Genomic DNA, 20,331 nt, shown 5'->3' with positions numbered 1-20,331 from the left:
CGTTCTCGGGCTCAAGCTCAGGCAGCCTTGCGGGCGGCTGGCTTGCGGGGAGCGGTAGCCTTCTTGGGCGCGGGCACGGCTTTCAGCAACGAAGCCGCGGCCGGCTTGGCGGCAGGCTTGCTGGCCTTGGGTGCGGCTTTCTTGCCCTTCGCGGCAGGCTTGGCACCCTTGGCGGCGGCAGCGCGCTTGGCCTGCACGTTGGCACCGATGCGCAGGCGCAGGGCGTTGAGCTTGATGAAGCCGGCAGCATCGGCCTGGTTGTAGGCGCCGCCGTCGTCGTCGAAGGTGGAGATCAGCGGATCGAACAGGCTGTCGGAAGCCGATTCGCGGCCCACGCACATGATCGTGCCCTTGTACAGCTTGAGCTTGACCTTGCCATTGACCGTGGCCTGGCTGGCGTCGATCAGGCCTTGCAGCAGTTCACGCTCGGGGCTGAACCAGTAGCCGTTGTAGACCAGGCGGGCGTAACGAGGCATCAGGTCGTCCTTGAGGGCCAGCACTTCGCGGTCCAGCGTGATCGACTCGATGGCGCGGTGGCCCGACAGCAGGATGGTGCCGCCAGGGGTCTCGTAGCAGCCGCGGCTCTTCATGCCCACGTAGCGGTTCTCGACCTTGTCTAGGCGGCCGATGCCGTGCTTGCCGCCGATTTCGTTGAGCTTGGTCAGCACTTGCGCAGGCGACAGCTTCACGCCGTCGATGGCGACCACGTCACCCTGGGCGTAGGTCAGCTCGACGATCTGGGCCTTGGCGGGCGCCTTCTCGGGCGACACGGTCAGGCGCCACATGTTGGCTTCGGGTTCGAAGTTCGGATCTTCCAGCACGCCGCCTTCGTAGCTGATGTGCAGCAGGTTGGCGTCCATCGAGTAAGGAGCGCCGCCCTTGCGCTTCTTGAAGTCCACGGGGATCTTGTGCGCATCGGCGTAGGCCAGCAGCTTCTCGCGCGAGAGCAGGTCCCACTCACGCCACGGGGCGATCACCTTCACGCCGGGCATCAGCGCGTAGGCGCCCAGCTCGAAACGGACCTGGTCGTTGCCCTTGCCGGTGGCGCCATGGCTGATAGCGTCGGCCTTGGACTTCCTGGCGATCTCGACCAGGCGCTTGGCGATCAGCGGGCGGGCGATGGACGTGCCCAGCAGGTACTCGCCTTCGTACAGCGCGTTGGCGCGGAACATCGGGAACACGAAGTCGCGCACGAACTCTTCGCGCAGGTCTTCGATGTGGATGTTCTCGGGCTTGATGCCCAGCTTGACGGCCTTGGCGCGTGCGGGTTCGATCTCTTCACCCTGGCCGATGTCGGCGGTGAAAGTGACGACTTCGCAGTTGTACTCGTCCTGCAGCCACTTCAGGATGATGGAGGTATCCAGACCGCCGGAGTAGGCCAAGACGACTTTCTTGATCTTCTGGGGCTCGGCGGCGGCAGCCTTCTTCACGGGGGCCGCAGGCGCGGCGGGCTTGGCGGCGGCCTTGACGCTGGTCTTGGCAGGCTTGGCGGTTTTGGACATGGTCGTTGAACGTTCAGTCGGACGAAACCACGGATTTTAAGGCCCCGGCGCTGAATTTTCGAGCATGGCCTTTCAGCCTGCTTTCACGCATCTTTACCAGCCAGACACACAGGGGCGTGTCGGCATGCGCTGCAATCAAAGCGTTGAAGCATCACGGGCGCCTGAACAGCCCGACTGGAGCAGACAGATGTCTTACCGCCCTCTTCCCATCCCCCTGCGCACCACCATCGCTGCGCTGGCAGCCCTGTCCACCGCCTCGGTCTGGGCCGGCCCGGCCGTGGGCAGCTACGCGGGCACGCCGTCGTCCTCGGTCGCCACCGTCAACGCCCGCGTGATCTCCAGCACCCCGGTGGTGGCCCAGGTGGCCGTGCCCACCCAGGCCTGCTATGACGAACTGCAGGCTACGACGCCGCGCAGCACCGGTGCAGGCGCCATCATCGGCGCCATCGCGGGGGCAGCCCTGGGCAATGCCGTGGGCAAGGGGGCCGGCAACGCCATCGCCACCGGCGTGGGCCTGATGGGCGGCGCGGTGCTGGGCAACCACATCGAGACCGACGGCCGCCCCGGTGGCACGCAGACCGTGCGCCGCTGCAGCCAGCAGACCGCCTACCAGAACCAGGTCGTGGCCTACGACGTGGTCTACGAACTCAACGGCCAGCGCTATTCCGCCCAGATGGGCAGCGAGCCTGGCCGCACCATCCCCGTCCAGTTGACGGTCACGCCCGCCGTCGCGGCCCCTGTGCAGCAGGCACCCGTGTACGCCCCCGTGACCATGGCCCCCTCGCCGGTGACCGTGGTGGGCTACCGCCCCGGCGTGGTGGTCGACACCCGCTTTGACGATGGGCGCCACGACGGTGGCTGGCACCGCCACGGCTGGCGGAGTAGGGGTTGGGACTGAGGTCCGCCCTTGCCCATCGGGCAGGGCCAACCCTTGAAGCGTGAATAACGCACGCCTCAAGGGGCTTGTTCTGAGAACATATAACGGAGCGCAAATGGAAAATTGACGCCAAAGGTGACCAGATAGTCAGGTCACCTGTCAGGTAGGCCCTTTTTGAAACACAAGCCCCGACGCCCAGCGCCGCTGCCTCGATACGCTCGGCTCTTCCTTGAAGAGATCGAGCCGCGGTTGCTGTTCTCGTCGGATGCGGCAGGCGTGCTGCCCCCGCTGGGGCCTCTGCAAAATGATCCCGGCGCCCCGCCCTCTTCCGCGATCAATGCCGCCCTGGTGACCCCAGCCCCGGCTGGCACGCAGACCAGCCCCCCTCAGGAAGCGACCACAACACAGGACCGACAGGCCTCTGGCCAGGAACTGGCGTTCGTCGACATGAGCGTCGACGGTGCCCAGGAGATCGTGGACGGCCTGCGCGCCGAGCAATCCGCCGGCCGCACCATCGAGATCATCCAGATCCAGGCGGGCGAAGACGGCCTGCGCGTCATCACCGAAACCCTGGCGCGCTACCAGGACGTGCAGGCCGTGCACGTGTTCAGCCACGGTGACGACCAGGGCCTGACCATCGGCACCGCGAGGCTGGATGCCGCCACCCTGCCCGCCCACATGCAGGACATCGCCTCATGGTCGGCTGCCATGGCCACCGATGGCGACCTGCTGCTGTACGGCTGCAACCTGGCCGGCAGCAGCGCAGGCCAGGCCCTGGTGAACGACCTGGCCCTGCTCTCCGGCGCGGACGTGGCGGCCAGCACCAACCTCACCGGCGGGGCCGCATTGGGCGGCGACTGGGTTCTGGAGTACCAGACAGGGTCCATCGAAACCCTCAACGCCAACGCCGGGGACACCTTGACGAACTGGCAGCACACGCTGGCCACCGTCTCCTTTCAGGACGGTGTCAATGGCTACACGGGTACCACCGACACCTACCTGGACCTGTTGAGCCCCACGGCCAACAACGCCTCATCGACCACGCTGTCGGCGGGCCGGGCCACGACCCAGAATGGCTTCCAGACACTGCTCAAGTTTGAGAACATCTTCGGCAATGGGGCCGGTCAGATCCCGCAGGGCGCCATCATCACCGGGGTGACGCTGGAGATCTACATGACCGCCAGCCCCACGTTCACCAACCCCACATTCAGTGTGTACCGGATGCTGGCGAGTTGGTCGGACACCGCAAGCTGGACATCGATGGGCAGCGGCGTCGATGGCTCGGAGGCGCTGAGCACGGCCGACATGACCATCAAGGACAACGGCACAGGCCCCTACAGCTACAACTTCACCACGGCCAACTCGGCCATGATCCAGACGCTGCAGGCCTGGGCCGATGACCCCTCCAGCAACCAGGGCTGGTACATCTTCGCCAACGACAACTCATCGAAAGCCAGCTTTGCTTCGTCCGAGCACGGCACGGTGGCCTACCGCCCCAAGCTGACGGTTGAATACACCATGCCCACGCCGCCGTCGATCGACCTCAACACGAGCACGGGCGGAACCGGCCACAGCGGAGCCTTCACCGAAGGCACGGCCGTCAACATCACCAACGGCAACGCCACCATCACGGCTGGCAGCACCAACAACCTGAACGGCATGAGCGTGACGCTCAACAACCGTCCCAACGGCACCTCCGAGTTGCTGGCGGCCACGACCACCGGCACCAACATCACCGCCAGCTACAACAGCAGCACCGGCGTGCTCACGCTCAGCGGCACGGACACCTTGAGCAACTACCAGCAGGTGCTGCGCAGCATCACCTACAACAACACTTCCGACAACCCCTCCACCACGGCCCGCACCCTCACCGTCACCATCACGGACACCTACAACCAGACGGCGTCAGCAACCTCGACCATCACCGTCACGGCCGTGAACGACGCGCCCACCGCCTCCACCACCGGCAGCTCGCTGGGCTACACCGAGAACGACGGCGCGGTGGTGGTCGACAGCGGCGTGGTGGTGAATGACGTGGACGGCACCAACCTCACCGGTGCCACGGTGCGCTTCACCAACAACTACGTCAACGGGCAGGATCTGCTGAGCTTCCTGACCCAGAACGGCATCACCGGCGTGTGGGATGCCAGCACCGGCACGCTCACGCTCACGGGCACGGCCACCGTGGCGCAATACCAGGCCGCGCTGCGCAGCATCACCTATACCAACAACAGCGACAATCCCTCCACCGCCGCACGCACCGTGAGCTTCACGGTGACCGATGGCGCATTGACCAGCACGGCCGCCACGCGCAACATCGCCATCACCGCAGTGAACGATGCCCCGGTGGTCACGACCACTGGCGGCAGCAGCAGCTTCACGGAGAACGGCAGTGCCGTCGCCGTAGACAGCGGCCTGACGGTGAGCGACGTGGACAGCACCAACCTCAATGGCGCCACCGTCCGCATCACCGGCAACTACAGCAACGGGCAAGACCTGCTGTCCTTCACCGACCAGAACGGCATCAGCGGCAGCTGGAACGCCAGCACCGGCACGCTCACGCTGAGCGGCACGGCCACCTTGGCGCAGTACCAGACTGCATTGCGCAGCATCACCTACAGCAACAGCAGCGAGAATCCCAGCACCACGGCGCGCACCGTGAGCTTCACGGTGACGGACAGCAGCAGCACGGCCAGCAACACCGCCACGCGCACCGCGGGCGTCACCGCCGTCAACGATGCGCCGGTGATCACCAGCAATGGCGGCGGGGCCTCGGCCAGCATCAGCGTCGGCGAGAACAGCACGGCCGTCACCACCGTCACGGCCACGGACGTGGACAGCAGCAATCTGGTCTACAGCATCGTGGGCGGCTCGGACGCCTCCCGCTTCACCATCGACAGCACCACCGGCGTGCTGCGCTTCGTCACCGCCCCCAATTTCGAAGCCCCGCTGGACGCGGGTGGCAACAACGTCTACGACGTGATCGTGCAGGTCAGCGATGGCGCGCTCACCGACACGCAGGCCCTGGCCGTGACCGTCACCGACGTCAACGAGTTCAACGTGGGCCCCGTGAGCGATGCCAACGGCGCGGCCAACAGCGTGGCCGAGAACGCCGCGAATGGCAGCACCGTGGGCATCACGGCTCAGGCTTCCGATGCCGACGGCAGCAACAACACCGTCACCTACACGTTGAGCGACAACGCAGGCGGGCGCTTCACCATCAACGCCACCACCGGGGTGGTCACCGTGGCCAATGGCACGCTGCTGAACTATGAGGCCGCCACCTCGCACAGCATCACCGTGGTCGCCACCAGCGGCGACGGCTCCACCAGCAGCCAGAGCTTCACGATCAACCTGACCGATGTCAATGAGTTCGCGGTCGGCCCCGTGAGCGATGTCAACGCGGCGGCCAACACCGTGGCCGAAAACGCCGCCAACGGCAGCACCGTGGGCATCACGGCCCGCGCCGTCGATGCCGACGGCAGCAACAACACCATCACCTACACGCTGAGCGACAACGCGGGCGGGCGCTTCACCATCAACGCCAGCACCGGCGTGGTCACCTTGGCCGATGGCAGCCTGCTGGATTTCGAGACCGCCACCTCGCACAGCATCACCGTGCTGGCCACCAGCAGTGATGGCTCCACCAACAGCCAGAGCTTCACGGTCAACGTGACCGATGTCAACGAGTTCCCGGTCGGTGCCGTGACAGACACCAACGCCACCGCCAACCAGGTGGCCGAGAACGCGGCCAATGGCACCACGGTGGGCATCACCGCGCGGGCCACGGATGCGGACGCCAGCAACAACACCGTCACCTACACCCTGAGCGACAACGCCGGCGGGCGCTTCACCATCAACGCCACCACCGGCGTCGTCACCGTGGCCAACGGCACGCTGCTGAACTATGAGGCCGCCACCTCGCACACCATCACCGTGGCGGCCACCAGCAGCGATGGCTCGACCAACAGCCAGAACTTCACCATCAACATCACCGATGTGGACGAGTTCAACGTCGGCCCGGTGACGGATGCCAATGCCGCCCCCAACACCGTGGCCGAGAACGCCACCAATGGCAGCACCGTGGGCATCACCGCCCAGGCTTCCGACGCCGACGGCAGCAACAACACCATCACCTACACGCTCAGCGACAACGCGGGCGGGCGCTTCACCATCAACGCCAGCACCGGCGTGGTCACCGTGGCCGACGGCAGCCTGCTGGATTTTGAGACCGCCACCGCGCACAACATCACCGTGCTGGCCACCAGCAGCGACGGTTCCAGCAGCAGCCGGAGTTTCACCATCGCCGTTTCGGACGTGAACGAGCACGCCGTGGGCGTCATCAGCGATGTGGACACCTCGCCCGACGAGGTCAACGAGAACGCATCCAATGGCGATGAAGTCGGCATCACCGCACGGGCTATCGACGCCGACGGCACCAACAACACCGTCACCTACACGCTGAGCGACAACGCGGGCGGGCGCTTCACCATCGATGCCGCCACGGGTGTGGTCACGGTGCTGGACGCCTCCCTGCTGGATTTCGAGGCCGCCACCTCGCACAGCATCACCGTGCTGGCCACCAGCAGCGATGGCTCCACCAGCAGCCAGGTCTTCACCATTGCCACCACCGACGGCAGCGAGGCGGGCGTAGGCCCGGTGTCCGATGTGGATGCCAGCCCCAACACCGTGATGGAGAGCGCCGCCAATGGCACCACGGTGGGCATCACCGCCTCGGCGATCGACCCGGACGTGATCGACACCGTGAGCTACAGCCTGTCCAACAACGCGGGCGGGCGCTTCACCATCGATGCGACCACCGGCGTGGTCACCGTGGCCAATGGCAGCCTGCTCGACCGCGAGGCCGCTGCCAGCCACAACATCACCGTGGTGGCCACCAGCACCGATGGCAGCAGCACCTCACGCACCTTCACCATCAGCCTGATCGACCAGAACGAGTTCGCCGTGGGCACGGTCACCGACATCAACCCCGCCGCAAATCAGGTGTCCGAGGACGCGGGCGATGGCACGCTGGTGGGCATCACGGCACGCGCCACCGATGCGGATGCCACCAACAATACCGTCACCTACACGCTGAGCGACAACGCCGGCGGCCGCTTCACCATCAACACGACGACCGGCGTGGTCACCGTGGCCGACAGCGCCCTGCTGGACTATGAATCGGCCAGTTCGCACAGCATCACCGTGCTGGCCACCAGCAGCGACGGCTCCACCAGCAACCAGAGCTTCACGATCAACCTGATCGACGTCAACGAGTACGACGTGGGCGCCGTCTCCGACATCGACGCCACCCCCGACCAGGTGGCCGAGAACGCCACCAACGGCAGCACCGTGGGCATCACCGCCCGTGCCGTGGATGCCGACGGCACGAACAACACCGTCACCTACACGCTCAGCGACGATGCGGGCGGCCGCTTTACCATCAACGCCACCACGGGCGTGGTCACCGTGCTCGATGGCAGCAAGCTCGACTTCGAGGCCGCCAACTCGCACGACATCACCGTGGTCGCCACCAGCAGCGATGGCTCGACCAGCACCCAGACCTTCACCATCGACATCAGCGACGTCAGCGAGTTCGCCGTCGGGGCCGTGACGGACACCAACGCCACGGCCAACCAGGTGGCCGAGAACGCCGCCAATGGCACTGCCGTGGGCATCACCGCCCATGCGGTCGATCTAGACGGCAGCAACAACACCGCCACCTACACGCTGAGCGACAACGCCGGCGGCCGTTTCACCATCGACAGCACGACCGGCGTGGTCACCGTGGCCGATGGGTCGCTGCTGGACTTCGAAGCAGCCACCAGCCACAGCATCACCGTGGTGGCCACCAGCAGCGATGGCACAAGCAGCAGCCAGAGCTTCACCATCAACCTCACCGACGTCAACGAACACGCCGTTGGGGCGGTGAACGATGTCAACGCCGCCCCCAACCAGGCAGCCGAGAACGCCACCAACGGCAGCACCGTGGGCATCATCGCCCAGGCCGCGGATGCGGACGGCACCAACAACACCATCACCTACAGCCTGTACGACGATGCGGGCGGCCGCTTCACGATCAACGCCACCACCGGCGTGGTCACCGTGGCCGATGGCAGCCTGCTGGATTTCGAGACCGCCACCTCGCACACCATCACCGTGCTGGCCACCAGCAGTGATGGCTCCACCAATAGCCAGAGCTTCACGGTCAACGTGACCGATGTCAACGAGTTCCCGGTCGGTGCCGTGACGGATACCAACGCCACCGCCAACCAGGTGGCCGAGAACGCGGCCAATGGCACCACGGTGGGCATCACCGCGCGGGCCACGGATGCGGACGCCAGCAACAACACCGTCACCTACACCTTGAGCGACAACGCCGGCGGGCGCTTCACCATCAACGCCAGCACCGGCGTGGTCACCGTGGCCAACGGCACGCTGCTCGACTTCGAATCCGCCACCTCGCACAGCATCACCGTGGTGGCCGCCAGCAGCGATGGCTCCATCAGCAGCCAGAGCTTCGTGATCAACGTGAGCGACGTCAACGAGCACGCCGTCGGCGCCATCAGCGACACCAACGCCTCAGCCAACCAGGTGGCCGAGAACGCCACCAACGGCAGCCTGGCGGGCATCACCGCTCATGCGGTCGATGCGGACGGCACGAACAACACCGTCACCTACAGCCTGAGCCAGGATGCTGGCGGGCGCTTCGCCATCGATGCGTCCACCGGCGTGGTGCGTGTGCTCAACGGCGCCCTGCTGGACCGCGAGGCTGCTGCCAGCCACACCATCACGGTGCTGGCCACCAGCAGCGACGGTTCCACCAGCACGCAGAGCTTCACCATCGACCTGCTCGATGTCGACGAGTTCTCCGTGGGCGCGGTGAGCGACAGCGACGCCACGCCCAACCAGGTCGCGGAGAACGCGGCCAATGGCACTACCGTGGGCATCACCGCCCACGCCGTGGACCTCGATACCACGAACAACGCCGTCACCTACACGCTGAGCAACAACGCAGGCGGCCGCTTCGCCATCGACGCCGCCACCGGCGTGGTCACCGTGGCCAACGGCACCTTGCTCGATTTCGAATCCGCCACCAGCCACACCATCACCGTGGTGGCCACCGGCACCGATGGCGCCACCAGCACACAAAGCTTCACCATCGGCATCACCGACGTGAACGAGCACGCCGTGGGCCCGGTGAGCGACACGAACGCCAGCGCGAACCAGGTCGCCGAGAACACCGCCAACGGCAGCCTGGTGGACATCACCGCCCAGGCCGTGGACGCGGACGGCACGAACAACACCATCACCTACACCTTGAGCGACAACGCCGGCGGGCGCTTCACCATCAACGCCAGCACCGGCGTGGTCACCGTGGCCAACGGCGCCTTGCTGGACTACGAATCCGCCAGCTCACACAGCATCACCGTGGTGGCCACCAGCAGCGATGGCTCCACCAGCAGCCAGAGCTTCACCATCGCGCTCACCGACCGCAACGACGCGCCCACGGCGCAGTTGCCCATCGGGCTGAGCGCCGTCGAGCAGGTGCCGCTGGCCTTGCAGGGCCAGGGCCTGGTGGTGGCGGATGTCGATGCCGGCACGGGCCAGGTGCGCGTCACACTGTCGGTGGTGTCGGGTGCATTGAACGCCGCAGCGGGCAGCACCGGCGTGCTGGTCAGTGGCTCGGGCACGACCACGCTGACGCTCACCGGCACCATCGCGCAGATCAATGCCCTGTTCGATGGTCTGCAGGGCGCCACGCTGGGCTATCTGATCGACACGGACCTGCCGCCGCCCTCGGACACGCTCACCCTGGTCGTGAACGACCAGGGCCACTCGGGGCCAGGCGGCGCGCTCACCGCCACGGCCTCCACCAGCATCGCGATCACCGATGGCTACGACGCGCCCACCGTGGTCGATCATGGCTGGAGCATGCCCTTCGGCACGCCGCTGCGCATGGCCTCGGCACAGTTGCTGCAGAATGCACAGGCGCCTGAGCTGCGCCCGCTGACCCCGCAACTGGTGCAGGGCCCCAGCCAGGGCACGCTGAGCCTGCAGGCCGACGGCAGCTGGCTCTACACCCCACGCGCCGGCTTCAGCGGCAGCGACAGCTTCACCTACCTGGCCGATGACGGGATGGGGCAAAGCAACATCGCCACCGTGCGCCTGACCGTTCAGGCCCCGGCAGGCAGTGGCCTGGGCCCCACGCTGCCCACGGGCCCGGCTACCGGCCCGACCACGCCCACCCTGCCCATCGTCACGCCCCCGACCACAGGCACCCCCGGCCAGGGCGGCACCGGCAGCGAAGGCGGCGGCGACAACGGAGGCCCGTCCACCACCACACCCACCACCCCTGGTGGCGGTGGCGGCCAGCAGGACACGTCCACGGCCGGCCCGGAAACGCCGGGCGATCCCACCCGGCCCTCGCCCGGCCCGGGCGGCCGCCCCGGCATGGACATCGGCCCCGAGCTGTCCCGCGATCACACGCCCTACGGCCCTGCTCGCTTCTTCAGCATGGGGCTGGCCGGGCCGAACGCTGCGCAAGGCTGGCAGGATGCCGCCTTCCAGTCGGTCCATGCCATGGTGCCGGGCTTGACCACAGCCGCCCCGCTGCAGGGCGGCAACCTCCTGCTGGCCCCGGTCAACATTGCCCTGAGCGGCGACACCCCGGTGCACATCGCCTCGGCCCTGGGCCGCCTGGCGGCCACCGCCACCACGGACCTGCCTGCCCTGCTGGACCTCGCGCCCACCACCCTGCAGACCACCGGCACGGTGCTCTCGGTGGGCGCGGTGTGGTGGGCCGCACGCGGTGCCACCTTGCTGACCAGCCTGCTGGTGACCACCCCCGTGTGGCGCAACATGGATCCGCTGCCCGTGCTGTCCACCGGGGCAGACCCCGATACCCAGGATGGTGAGGACGACGACACCATGGATGCCGCAGCCCATGCCGAAGCGGAACTCATCTTCGAGGAGCCTCGCGTGGCGGAACTGATTTACCCGGACATCGCATGAAGTGACGACACCCGACTTAAACAACCGTTCGATGTAAACAAACGGGACTTTCACACGCCTTATTGAACGTGACAAGATCACCCCCTGGGACAATGGGAAGATCGCGATTTCTCCGTTGCGGGGCTGTTTGCCGCCCCATCGGCGTTCGGCGTTTTGGGCGCGCCTGCGTCAGGATGACCATTCGCCATCGTGGCGCGCTGATCAGCGTGTAGGTGTGTGACAAGGGCCGGCCGATGACAAGGCCGTGCCCTTCATCGCGTCTTCTCGGAGGCTTCAGCCCTCGCCGTAGACCACCTCGGGCACGCCACCCGGCATCAACTCCTTGATGCGGATCAGCGCCTGATCGCTCGGGAAGAAGCGCGCGCCGTCACCCAGTTCCAGTTCCGCCCGCGCCGACACCTCGGCCGTGACGCGCTCGACCACCACGCGGATGGGCAATCCCTGCACGGTCTCCGGCAAATCCGGCTGCGGCGCGGGCACCCGGCGCGCCGGGAACTCGCGCAGCACATCGGCCACCGGGCAGTCCTGGCCCTTGGCCTTCACGCGCAGGAAGCGCGCGAAGCGGCAGCGCGCCGCGCCCAGGCTCCAGATCTGCTGCACGTTCAGGCGCAGCCCGCCCGCAAAGCGGTCCGTTTGCACCTTGCCCTGTACCACGATCAGCTCATCGTCTTTCAGCAGATCCCGGTTGGCATCGAGCAGCTCCGCGTTGGCCACGGCCTCGATCACACCGCTTCTGTCGTCGAGCTTGAAGAGCGCCACGCGCCCCCGCTGCCCGTTGATCACGCGCAGCTCGGTCACGATGCCCGCCGTCATCTGCGGCTCACGCGCTTCCTGCAGATCGTCCACTCGCTTGGCGAAGCGGCGCACTTCCTTCTCGGCCTCGTCGAACAAGTGGCCCGACAGGTAGAAGCCGATCGCGGTTTTCTCCAGCCCCAACTGCTCTTTCAGCGACCAGGGCTCGGAATGCACCATGTCCGGCTCGTTGGTCGAGGCCGCATGGCTGTCGCCGAAGTCGAACAGGCCGCCCTGATCGGCATTGGCCGCCAGGCTGTCGGCATAGTCGAACGCCAGGGGCACGCTGGCCAGCAGGCCCGCGCGGTGCGGTTCCAATGCATCGAAGGCGCCGGCCTTGATCAGCGCCTCCACCACGCGCTTGTTGACCGACTTGCGGTCCACCCGCGCGCAGAAATCGAAGAAGCTCGTGAACGGGCCGTTCTCGGTGCGCTCGCGCACGATGGCCTCGATGGCGCCCTGCCCCGTGCCCTTGATCGCACCCAGCGCGTAGCACACGGTCTTGTCGTCCACCGGCTCGAAACGCCAGGCGCCGCGGTTCACATCGGGCGGCGTGAAGGTGATGCCGAAGTTCTGCGTGGCATCGTCGTGGAATATCTTGAGCTTGTCCGTGTCGTCGCTCGACACGGTCATGTTCCCTGCGAAGAATTCGGCCGTGTAGTGCACCTTCAGCCAGGCCGTGTGATAGGCCAGCAGGGCGTACGCGGCGGCGTGCGACTTGTTGAAGCCGTAGCCCGCGAACTTCTCCATCAGGTCGAAGATCTCGTTGGCCAGGTCGGGCTTGATGTCGTTCTTGGCCGCGCCTTCGGCGAAGGTGGCGCGGTGGGCCACCATCTCCTCGAGCTTCTTCTTGCCCATCGCGCGGCGCAGCATGTCGGCGCCGCCGAGCGAGTAGCCGCCCACGCGCTGGGCGACCTGCATCACCTGCTCCTGGTAGACCATGATCCCGTAGGTCTCTTCCAGCACCTCGGCCATCAGCGGGTGCAGGTACTCCACCTCTTCCTTGCCGTGCTTGCGCGCGCAGAAGCTGGGGATCAGGTCCATCGGGCCCGGGCGGTACAGCGACACCAGCGCGATGATGTCCTCGAAGACGCTGGGCTTGGCGTCCTTCAGCATGCCCTGCATGCCGCGGGATTCAAGCTGGAACACGGCCACCGTCTTGCCCTCCGACAGCAGCCGGTAGGTGGCCGCATCGTCCAGCTTGATCTTGGCGAAGTCGAAGTCCTTCTGGTCCGGGTGCCGGGCCATGATGAACTCCTTGGCCGTCTCCAGGATGGTCAGCGTGGCCAGGCCCAGGAAGTCGAACTTCACCAGGCCGATGGCTTCGACGTCGTCCTTGTCGTACTGGCTGACGGCGCTGTCGCTGCCAGGCTGCATGTACAGCGGGCAGAAGTCGGTGATCTTGCCCGGCGCGATCAGCACGCCCCCGGCGTGCATGCCGATGTTGCGCACCATGCCTTCGACGCGCTCGGCCAGGGCCAGCAGCGAGGCCACTTCTTCTTCGGCGGCTTCGCGCTGCTCCAGCTCGGGCGCTTCCTTGCGGGCGTAGATCACGCCGGAATCGGGATTCTCGGGCACCTTGGCCAGCGTCACCGTCTTGCCCGGGGGCGCGGGGATCAGCTTGGCGATGCTGTCCACGTGGCCGTAGCCCATGCCCAGCACGCGGCCCACGTCGCGCAGCGCGGCCTTGGCGGCCATGGTGCCGAAGGTGGCGATCTGGCTCACGGCGGGGCGGCCGTACTTGTCCTTCACGTAGTCGATGACGCGGTCGCGGTTGCCCTGGCAGAAGTCGATGTCGAAGTCGGGCATCGAGACCCGCTCGGGGTTCAGGAAGCGCTCGAACAGCAGGTTGTATTCCAGCGGGTCCAGGTCGGTGATCTTCAGCGCATAGGCCACCAGCGAGCCGGCACCCGAACCCCGGCCCGGGCCCACGGGGCAGCCGTTGTTCTTGGCCCAGTTGATGAAGTCCGCCACGATCAAGAAGTAGCCGGGGAAGCCCATCTTCAGGATCGTGTTGATCTCGAACTCCAGGCGCGTGACGTACTCCGGTCGCTTGGCGTCGCGCACGGCCACATCGGGGAACAGGTGCACCAGGCGCTCTTCCAGGCCCTCGAAGGAGAGCTGGCGGAAGTAGTCGGCCATGGGCATGGGCTTGCCCGCGTCGGGCCCGTCTGTCAGCAGCGGCGTGGGGAAGTCAGGCAACTGCGGCTTGCCCAGCACCAGCGTGAGCGCGCAGCGGCGGGCGATGGCCATGGTGTTGGCCACGGCCGATGGCAGGTCGGCAAACAGCGCCTCCATCTGCGCCTGCGTCTTGAAGTACTGCTCGCGCGTGAAGCGCTTGATGCGGCGGGGGTTGCCCAGGGTTTCGCCCTCGGCGATGCAGGTGCGGGCCTCGTGCGCCTCGAAGTCATCGGGCGTGGAGAACTGGATGGGGTGCGTGGCCACCACCGGCAGGCCCACCTTGGCGGCCAGCGGCACGGCGGCGCGGATGTGCACCTCGTTGGTGGGCAGGCCGGCGCGTTGCAGCTCAATGTAGAAGCGGCCTGGGAAGATGGCGGACAGGCGCCGGGCCAGAGCCTCGGCACGGCCCGCGTCGCCGTTCATCAAGGCCTGGCCCACGCAGCCCATCTCGGCACCCGCCAACGCGATCAGGCCTTCGGAGCGCTGCGCCAGCGATTCCCAGAACACCGAGGCGTGGGTGCGCGTGCCGGGGGCCGTCCAGGCCTCGCCCAGCAATTCGGACAGATGCAGGTAGCCCTTGCGGTTCTGGATCAGCAGCAGCAGGCGCGAGACCGGGCGGCCGGGCTCGTCCGGCTCCAGCCAGACATCGGCGCCGATGAGGGGCTGAACACCTTTTTTGCGTGCCGATGAATACAGTTTGATCGCCCCGAACAGGTTGCTCAGGTCGGTGACGGCCACGGCAGGCTGGTTGTCCTTGGCGGCAGCCTTGACCAGGTCGTCGATGCGCACGGTGCCATCGACGACGGAGAACTCGGTGTGGGAACGCAGGTGTACGAAAGCCATCCCGGGATTATCCCGCCAGCGGGTCGGGCGGTCTGCGCTTCCCCTGCCCTGCTTACACCTTCATCAGGTCCAGCGAGGCATCGAACTGCGCGCGGCGCGGGAAGATCTCGTCCAGCGCGCTGGGGCCGGCACCGAACCAGCGGCCCAGATCCGCGCCGAACTGGTCCAGCGCCATGGTCGGCACCCAGTTGCCGCCGCCGATGTCGTCCGGCCCGCCGAGGGTGTGGTTAGGGAAGGTGCCCAGCACGCGCCCGCCCTTCACCGCGCCGCCCACCACCAGGTGGTGGTTGCCCCAGCCGTGGTCCGAACCGTGGCCGTTGGACACCAGCGTGCGCCCGAAATCCGAGGCGGTGAACAAGGTGACGCTGTCCTGCAGACCCAGGCCCTGCAGCACAGCATAGAAGCCGGCAATGGCCTCGTCGATCTCGGCGAACTTGGTCCGCTGGGTCGTGAGCTGGTCATCACCATGCGTGTCGAACCCACCGACCGAGCAGAAGAAGCACTGGCGCGACAGGCCCAGCGTGCCCTGCGCCTGGATCAGCCGGGCCGCCATCGACAGCTGTTGGCCCAGCTCGGTGTTGGTAGGGATGCCGGCGGGCGCGACGTTGCCGCCCAGGGCCTGGGTCAGCACGCGCTGGTTGTCCATCGAACGGCTGAGCGATTGCAGCCAGGCGGCCTCGAAGGGATCGCTGCGGGTCTGGCGCACCAGGCCGTCGAGCGCGTAGGACAGCGCATCCTGCGTGTCCGGCATGTAGCCCTCGAAGCCGAAGGATCCCGACACCGGCACGCGGTAGGGCTGCAGGCTGACATCGCCCGCGCCCCATTGCCCGCCACCGCCCAGCGACACGCAGGCATAGCCCCGGTACGCCGCGCCGCCATCGACCAGACGCTCCAGCATGCGTCCACCCCAACCCCCTTTGAGCGAGGCGCTGAAGCTGTCGGTCTGCCAGGCGGCCTGCTGGTCGGCGTGCGAGAACAGGTTGGGCGGCAGGGCCACCAGGCCGCGTTGGTAATCCGTCTTGGTGGTGGGCACGACCAGCGGGCCGACATTGGCCAGCGCCGCCACCTGCCCGCCATCGAACAGACCTTGCAGCCGCGTGAACGACGGGTGCAGCGCGAAGCGCCGGCCTTGCGTGTTGGTGGGCGCGATCGACAGCACGCGGTCACGTGCCAGGCCCAGGATGCCGCGCGCCTGGGTATACAGCGCGTAGTCATCGGCCTCGTAGGGCAGCAGCAGATTGTTGCCGTCGTTGCCGCCGTGCAGGAACACGCAGACCAGGGCCTTGTAGCCGCCCGAGCCGCTGGAGGCATCGGCCAGGGCGTTGAGCTGCAGCCAGGGGTTGAAGGCGGCACCGGCCACACCAGCCGCAGCGGCCGATTTCAGGAAGAGGCGTCGAGAGGGGTTCATGGCAGCGGTGCTCATTTCTGGATGACGAAGTCAGGGGCGATGGCCGCGAAGATCAGGGCCTTGCGGATGCGCACGGCCACGCCCCAGTCGTTGCGGGGGCCAGGGGCGATCAGGTCGATCAGGGTGGCGCGGGTGGCATCGCTCATCTGCGTGTTGAAGAGCTGCACGTTGAGCTTGTCGACGCAGGCCGCCGGGCTGGACAAGGCCAATGTTTCCCAGCTCCTGATGTCCAGGTTGACGCGGCCACCGCCATCGCCCGTGCCTTCGTCCCAGCCGTAGCCGCTCCAGTTGATCAGGTGCGTGAAGGCGTTGAACAGGCCCACCACGGTGGCCTCGGTGGTGGCCTGGAACTCAGGCGCCACCAGCCCCGCCTGTGCCAGCACGCCGCTGTGGCGGTAGTTGGGTGAGAAGAAGTTGAACACAGAGGGCGCCATCAGCGGGCTCTGGCCCAGCGTGTCGCCGCCCTGGTCCATGCGTTGCAGGTCGGTGCGGCCCGAGGTGCTGGCCGTGGTGGCGCCCAGTGCGCGCAGCAGGTTGGCGAAACGGATCACAGGCTCGCGCTGCTTGCCGAAGCGTTCGCGCGTGGCAGCGTCGTCTCCGCGCGCCTCTGGATCCAGCAGGATGGCCTGCACCACGGCGCGCAGGTCACCGCGCACGCCCGCACCGTTGTCGTTGAACACGGCCGTGATGCGCGCGATGTAGGCCGCGCTGGGGTTGCTGGTCACCAGGCGCTGGATCAATTGCCGGCCGATGAAGGGCCCCACATTGGGATGCGCGGCGATCTGGTCGAGCGCGTCGTTCAAGTCCTTGTCGATGGACTGGCCCGCAGGCAGCACCTTGCCATCGAGCAACTGCTTGGTGCCGGCTTCATGCATGGCCGCGAAGGGCAGCATGGGCGTCGTCCAGTTGGCCTCCAGGTCGATGCGTGCGCTGTCGAACAGGCCCGCACTGCCATTGCCCTGCCCACCGAAGCTCCAGCCCGTGAAAGCGCGTGCGAAACCCTTGACCACGGCCTCGTTGTAGGTGGGTACAGGCTGGCCGTTGCCCCCCAGGCGCGTGCTGCCGTCCGCATTGAGTTGCGCCAGGCCGATGGAGAACAGCTGCAGCACCTCGCGGGCGTAGTTCTCGTTGGGGTGCGTGCCGGTGGCCTCGTTGGCCTTGCGGCTGCGCAGCATGTTGAGGTAGTAGCCCATGGCCGGGTGCAGCGTGACCGCGCCCAGCAGATCGCGGTAGGTGCCGAAGGCCTGGCGGTTGAGCATGTCCATGTAGGACGACAGCGCATAGGCCGGCAAGGCCCCCGACACGTTGGAGATCACCATGATCTGCGACAGCGCGAAGGCCACGCGGGCACGCAACTGGCCATCTTCGAACAGCCACTGGCGCCACACGGCCTCGAAGCTCATGATGTCGAAAGCGCGCTTGTAGTAATCGCGCTGGCGTTGCACATCCAAATAGGACGTGTGCAGCGCGTACGGCATGTTGAACTGGCGCCATAGCCAGTGCTCGGCACCTTCGGCCGCCAGGGCATCGACCTCGTCGGGCGTGCGGATGCCGAAACTGGCCTGCGTGAGCAAGCGTGTGGCATCACGGCGGCTCATGGACGTGCGCGCGGGCTCAGCCGGAGTCGAAGCCAGCACGCCCAGGGCCACAGTCAGGCCGGCGGCCTTGGGCACCGATACGGTCGAGCCGCCCGCATCCAAGGCCTGCGCCGTGCCCGCTTCGGCGGCAGTGGCGCGGCTGGAGGCCGATGCCTCCGAACCGTTGCCATCAGCGCCGCTGCCTCCGCCCCCACAAGCGGCCAAGGCCAACGGTGCAGCCAGCGAAGCCAGCAGTGACGCTCGGTGCCTGGGCGCCGTCCCATCGCCAACCGTCTCGCGACTCAAGGCCCCGTGCACAGCGCCAAGCACGTCAGGGGTGCGTGAAGTCGGGAGGGGTGCATCGGGGGTGTTCTCGCGGGGGGTGCCGCTCGTGTGCGTACCGCCCAGGCGCGCAGCCCGCACGGTGTCTTCTGTCGTCATGGATACCACCTTCATTGCCCGGGGATCGGGCTCACACAGGCGGCTTGGGTGTGTGTCGGAACCTCAGCTTGTCGCGGGCTCGTGTCGGCCCGTCGTGATGTGCTGCGGATCTTAGAAAGCACCACCCTTGCGCAGGCGCAAGCAAAGGTAAGAACCCCGCAGCGCCTGTTTTCTACAATGTCGCCATGCGTGACGTACTCAACATTTCCGCCTACCGTTTTGTGACATTGCAGGATGCGCAAGCACTGCGCGAGCGCCTGCATGCCCACGCGCAAGCACTCGGCCTCAAGGGCACCGTGCTGTTGGCGCAAGAAGGCATCAATTTGTTTTTGGCCGGCCCCGCCGAGGCCGTGCGCGCCTGGGTGGCCGAGCTGCACAAGGATCCGCGCTTCGCGCCCATCGAGCCCAAGGAGAGCTGGTCGGAAGGCGTGCCCTTCAAGAAGCTGCTGGTCAAGGTCAAAGGCGAGATCATCCGCATGAACCACCCCGCCATCCGCCCTGATGCGCTGGGCGACGATGGCCGCGCACCCGCCGTGTCACCCGACACACTCAAGCGCTGGCTCACGCAGGGCCATGATGATGAAGGCCGCCCCGTGGTCACGCTGGACACGCGCAACGCCTTCGAGGTGGACTACGGCACCTTCGAGAACGCCATCGACTGGCGCATCGACAAGTTCAGCGAGTTCCCCGAGCAGGTGCTGGCCCACAAAGCCGAGTTCGAGGGCAAGACCGTGGTGAGCTTCTGCACCGGTGGCATCCGCTGCGAGAAAGCCGCGCTGGTGATGAGCGAGGCTGGCATCGACCACGTCTACCAGCTCGACGGCGGCATCCTCAAGTACCTGGAACTCACCGACGGCACGCACTGGCAAGGCGAGTGCTTCGTGTTCGACGGGCGTGAATCGGTGGATGCAGCCCTGGAGCCGGGCCAGGGCCCGAGCCGCCGCGCCTGAAGCACACGGCGCCCAGACAGATCAGGACGCCTGCACCAGCGCGATCATGCCCTGGTAGGGCAGCAGGTTCGTGCGCACCACCTTGTCGATCGGGGTGTTGAAGCCCTCCTGCATCCAGCGCGAGGCCAGCAGGATGTTCAGGCCGATCATGCCCTCGGCCAGCAGGTCGATGTCGATGGCTTCCTGCATGTGCGGCGGCACCAAGGTGATCAGGTGGGCGCGCAGCAGGCCGGAGTAGTCGCGCGCGGTCTCGCCGCTGATGCGCGCCATCTCGCTGTCCACGCCCAGTGAATCGACCAGCATGATGCGGCCGCGGCGCGGGTCGTCGCGGATGAACTCCAGGAACACGCGCAAAGCCGGGTCTAAAAGCTCCAGCGGGGTCGGCGTGGCCTGGCGCAGCGCCAGCAGCGTCTTGGCCATCAGTTGCTCGCGCAGGTGCGTGTACACCGCGATGAACAACTCGGGCAGCCCTTTGAAGGATTCGTAGAAGTAGCGCTCCGTGAGGTGCGCGGCCACGCAGACCTCGCGCACCGTGGTGCCGTGAAAGCCCTTGCTCCCGAAGACTTCGACGCCGCCCTCGATCAACTTTTCGCGGCGCGCGCGCTGGCGCTCCTCCGGCAGCACGCCGCCATAGCGGCGCCGGTTCGGGGGGGGGGCGGTGGAGTTGGTGCTGTCCATAGGGATCTCTATATTGACATGAACCATTGTCAAAGATATTCTGACATGAGTTCTTGTCACAAATCAA

Annotated in this window: 8 protein-coding genes; 3 read left to right on the top strand and 5 right to left on the bottom strand. The window is 66.8% G+C overall.

Features of this window, described 5'->3' with window-relative positions; genetic code table 11:
- Positions 1-17 precede the first annotated feature (17 nt).
- Entirely contained in the window at positions 18-1,502 is a 1,485-nt protein-coding gene (locus tag WAQ08_RS06270; RefSeq protein WP_422190074.1) for an argininosuccinate synthase, read from the bottom strand.
- A gap of 187 nt (positions 1,503-1,689) precedes the next feature.
- Here WAQ08_RS06270 and WAQ08_RS06265 point away from each other — a divergent pair, with 187 nt between their 5' ends.
- Positions 1,690-2,400 carry a glycine zipper 2TM domain-containing protein gene (locus WAQ08_RS06265; protein ID WP_422190072.1) on the top strand — a complete coding sequence of 237 codons (711 nt, stop codon included), beginning with the start codon at positions 1,690-1,692 and terminating at the stop codon, positions 2,398-2,400.
- Positions 2,401-2,628: 228 nt separating this feature from the next.
- The gene (locus WAQ08_RS06260) at positions 2,629-11,394 is read left to right on the top strand and encodes a cadherin domain-containing protein (protein WP_422190070.1); all 8,766 of its coding nucleotides are present in this window, start codon (positions 2,629-2,631) and stop codon (positions 11,392-11,394) included.
- Positions 11,395-11,667: 273 nt separating this feature from the next.
- Here the strand turns inward: WAQ08_RS06260 and dnaE are convergent, their stop codons facing one another.
- The 3 genes from dnaE to WAQ08_RS06245 are packed head-to-tail and all read right to left on the bottom strand — an operon-like array spanning position 11,668 to position 18,636.
- Positions 11,668-15,210 (bottom strand): DNA polymerase III subunit alpha, encoded by a 3,543-nt coding sequence (gene dnaE / locus WAQ08_RS06255; protein WP_422190068.1) that lies wholly within the window; start codon positions 15,208-15,210, stop codon positions 11,668-11,670.
- Positions 15,211-15,262: 52 nt separating this feature from the next.
- Entirely contained in the window at positions 15,263-16,618 is a 1,356-nt protein-coding gene (locus WAQ08_RS06250) for a DUF1501 domain-containing protein (protein WP_422190066.1), read from the bottom strand.
- An 11-nt stretch (positions 16,619-16,629) separates the two neighbouring features.
- Positions 16,630-18,636: a DUF1800 domain-containing protein gene (locus tag WAQ08_RS06245; RefSeq protein WP_422190064.1), complete on the bottom strand. Its 2,007-nt coding sequence runs from the start codon at positions 18,634-18,636 to the stop codon at positions 16,630-16,632.
- Positions 18,637-18,821: 185 nt separating this feature from the next.
- Here WAQ08_RS06245 and WAQ08_RS06240 point away from each other — a divergent pair, with 185 nt between their 5' ends.
- The gene (locus tag WAQ08_RS06240; RefSeq protein ID WP_422190062.1) at positions 18,822-19,586 is read left to right on the top strand and encodes a sulfurtransferase; all 765 of its coding nucleotides are present in this window, start codon (positions 18,822-18,824) and stop codon (positions 19,584-19,586) included.
- A 21-nt stretch (positions 19,587-19,607) separates the two neighbouring features.
- Here the strand turns inward: WAQ08_RS06240 and WAQ08_RS06235 are convergent, their stop codons facing one another.
- Positions 19,608-20,264 (bottom strand): TetR/AcrR family transcriptional regulator, encoded by a 657-nt coding sequence (locus tag WAQ08_RS06235; RefSeq protein WP_422190060.1) that lies wholly within the window; start codon positions 20,262-20,264, stop codon positions 19,608-19,610.
- Positions 20,265-20,331: the final 67 nt, after the last annotated feature.

This window comes from Aquabacterium sp. (assembly GCF_049274795.1).
GTDB lineage: Bacteria > Pseudomonadota > Gammaproteobacteria > Burkholderiales > Burkholderiaceae_C > Aquabacterium.
Note: the sequence above shows the minus strand (reverse complement) of the source record. Positions and strands in the feature narration are given on the sequence as shown.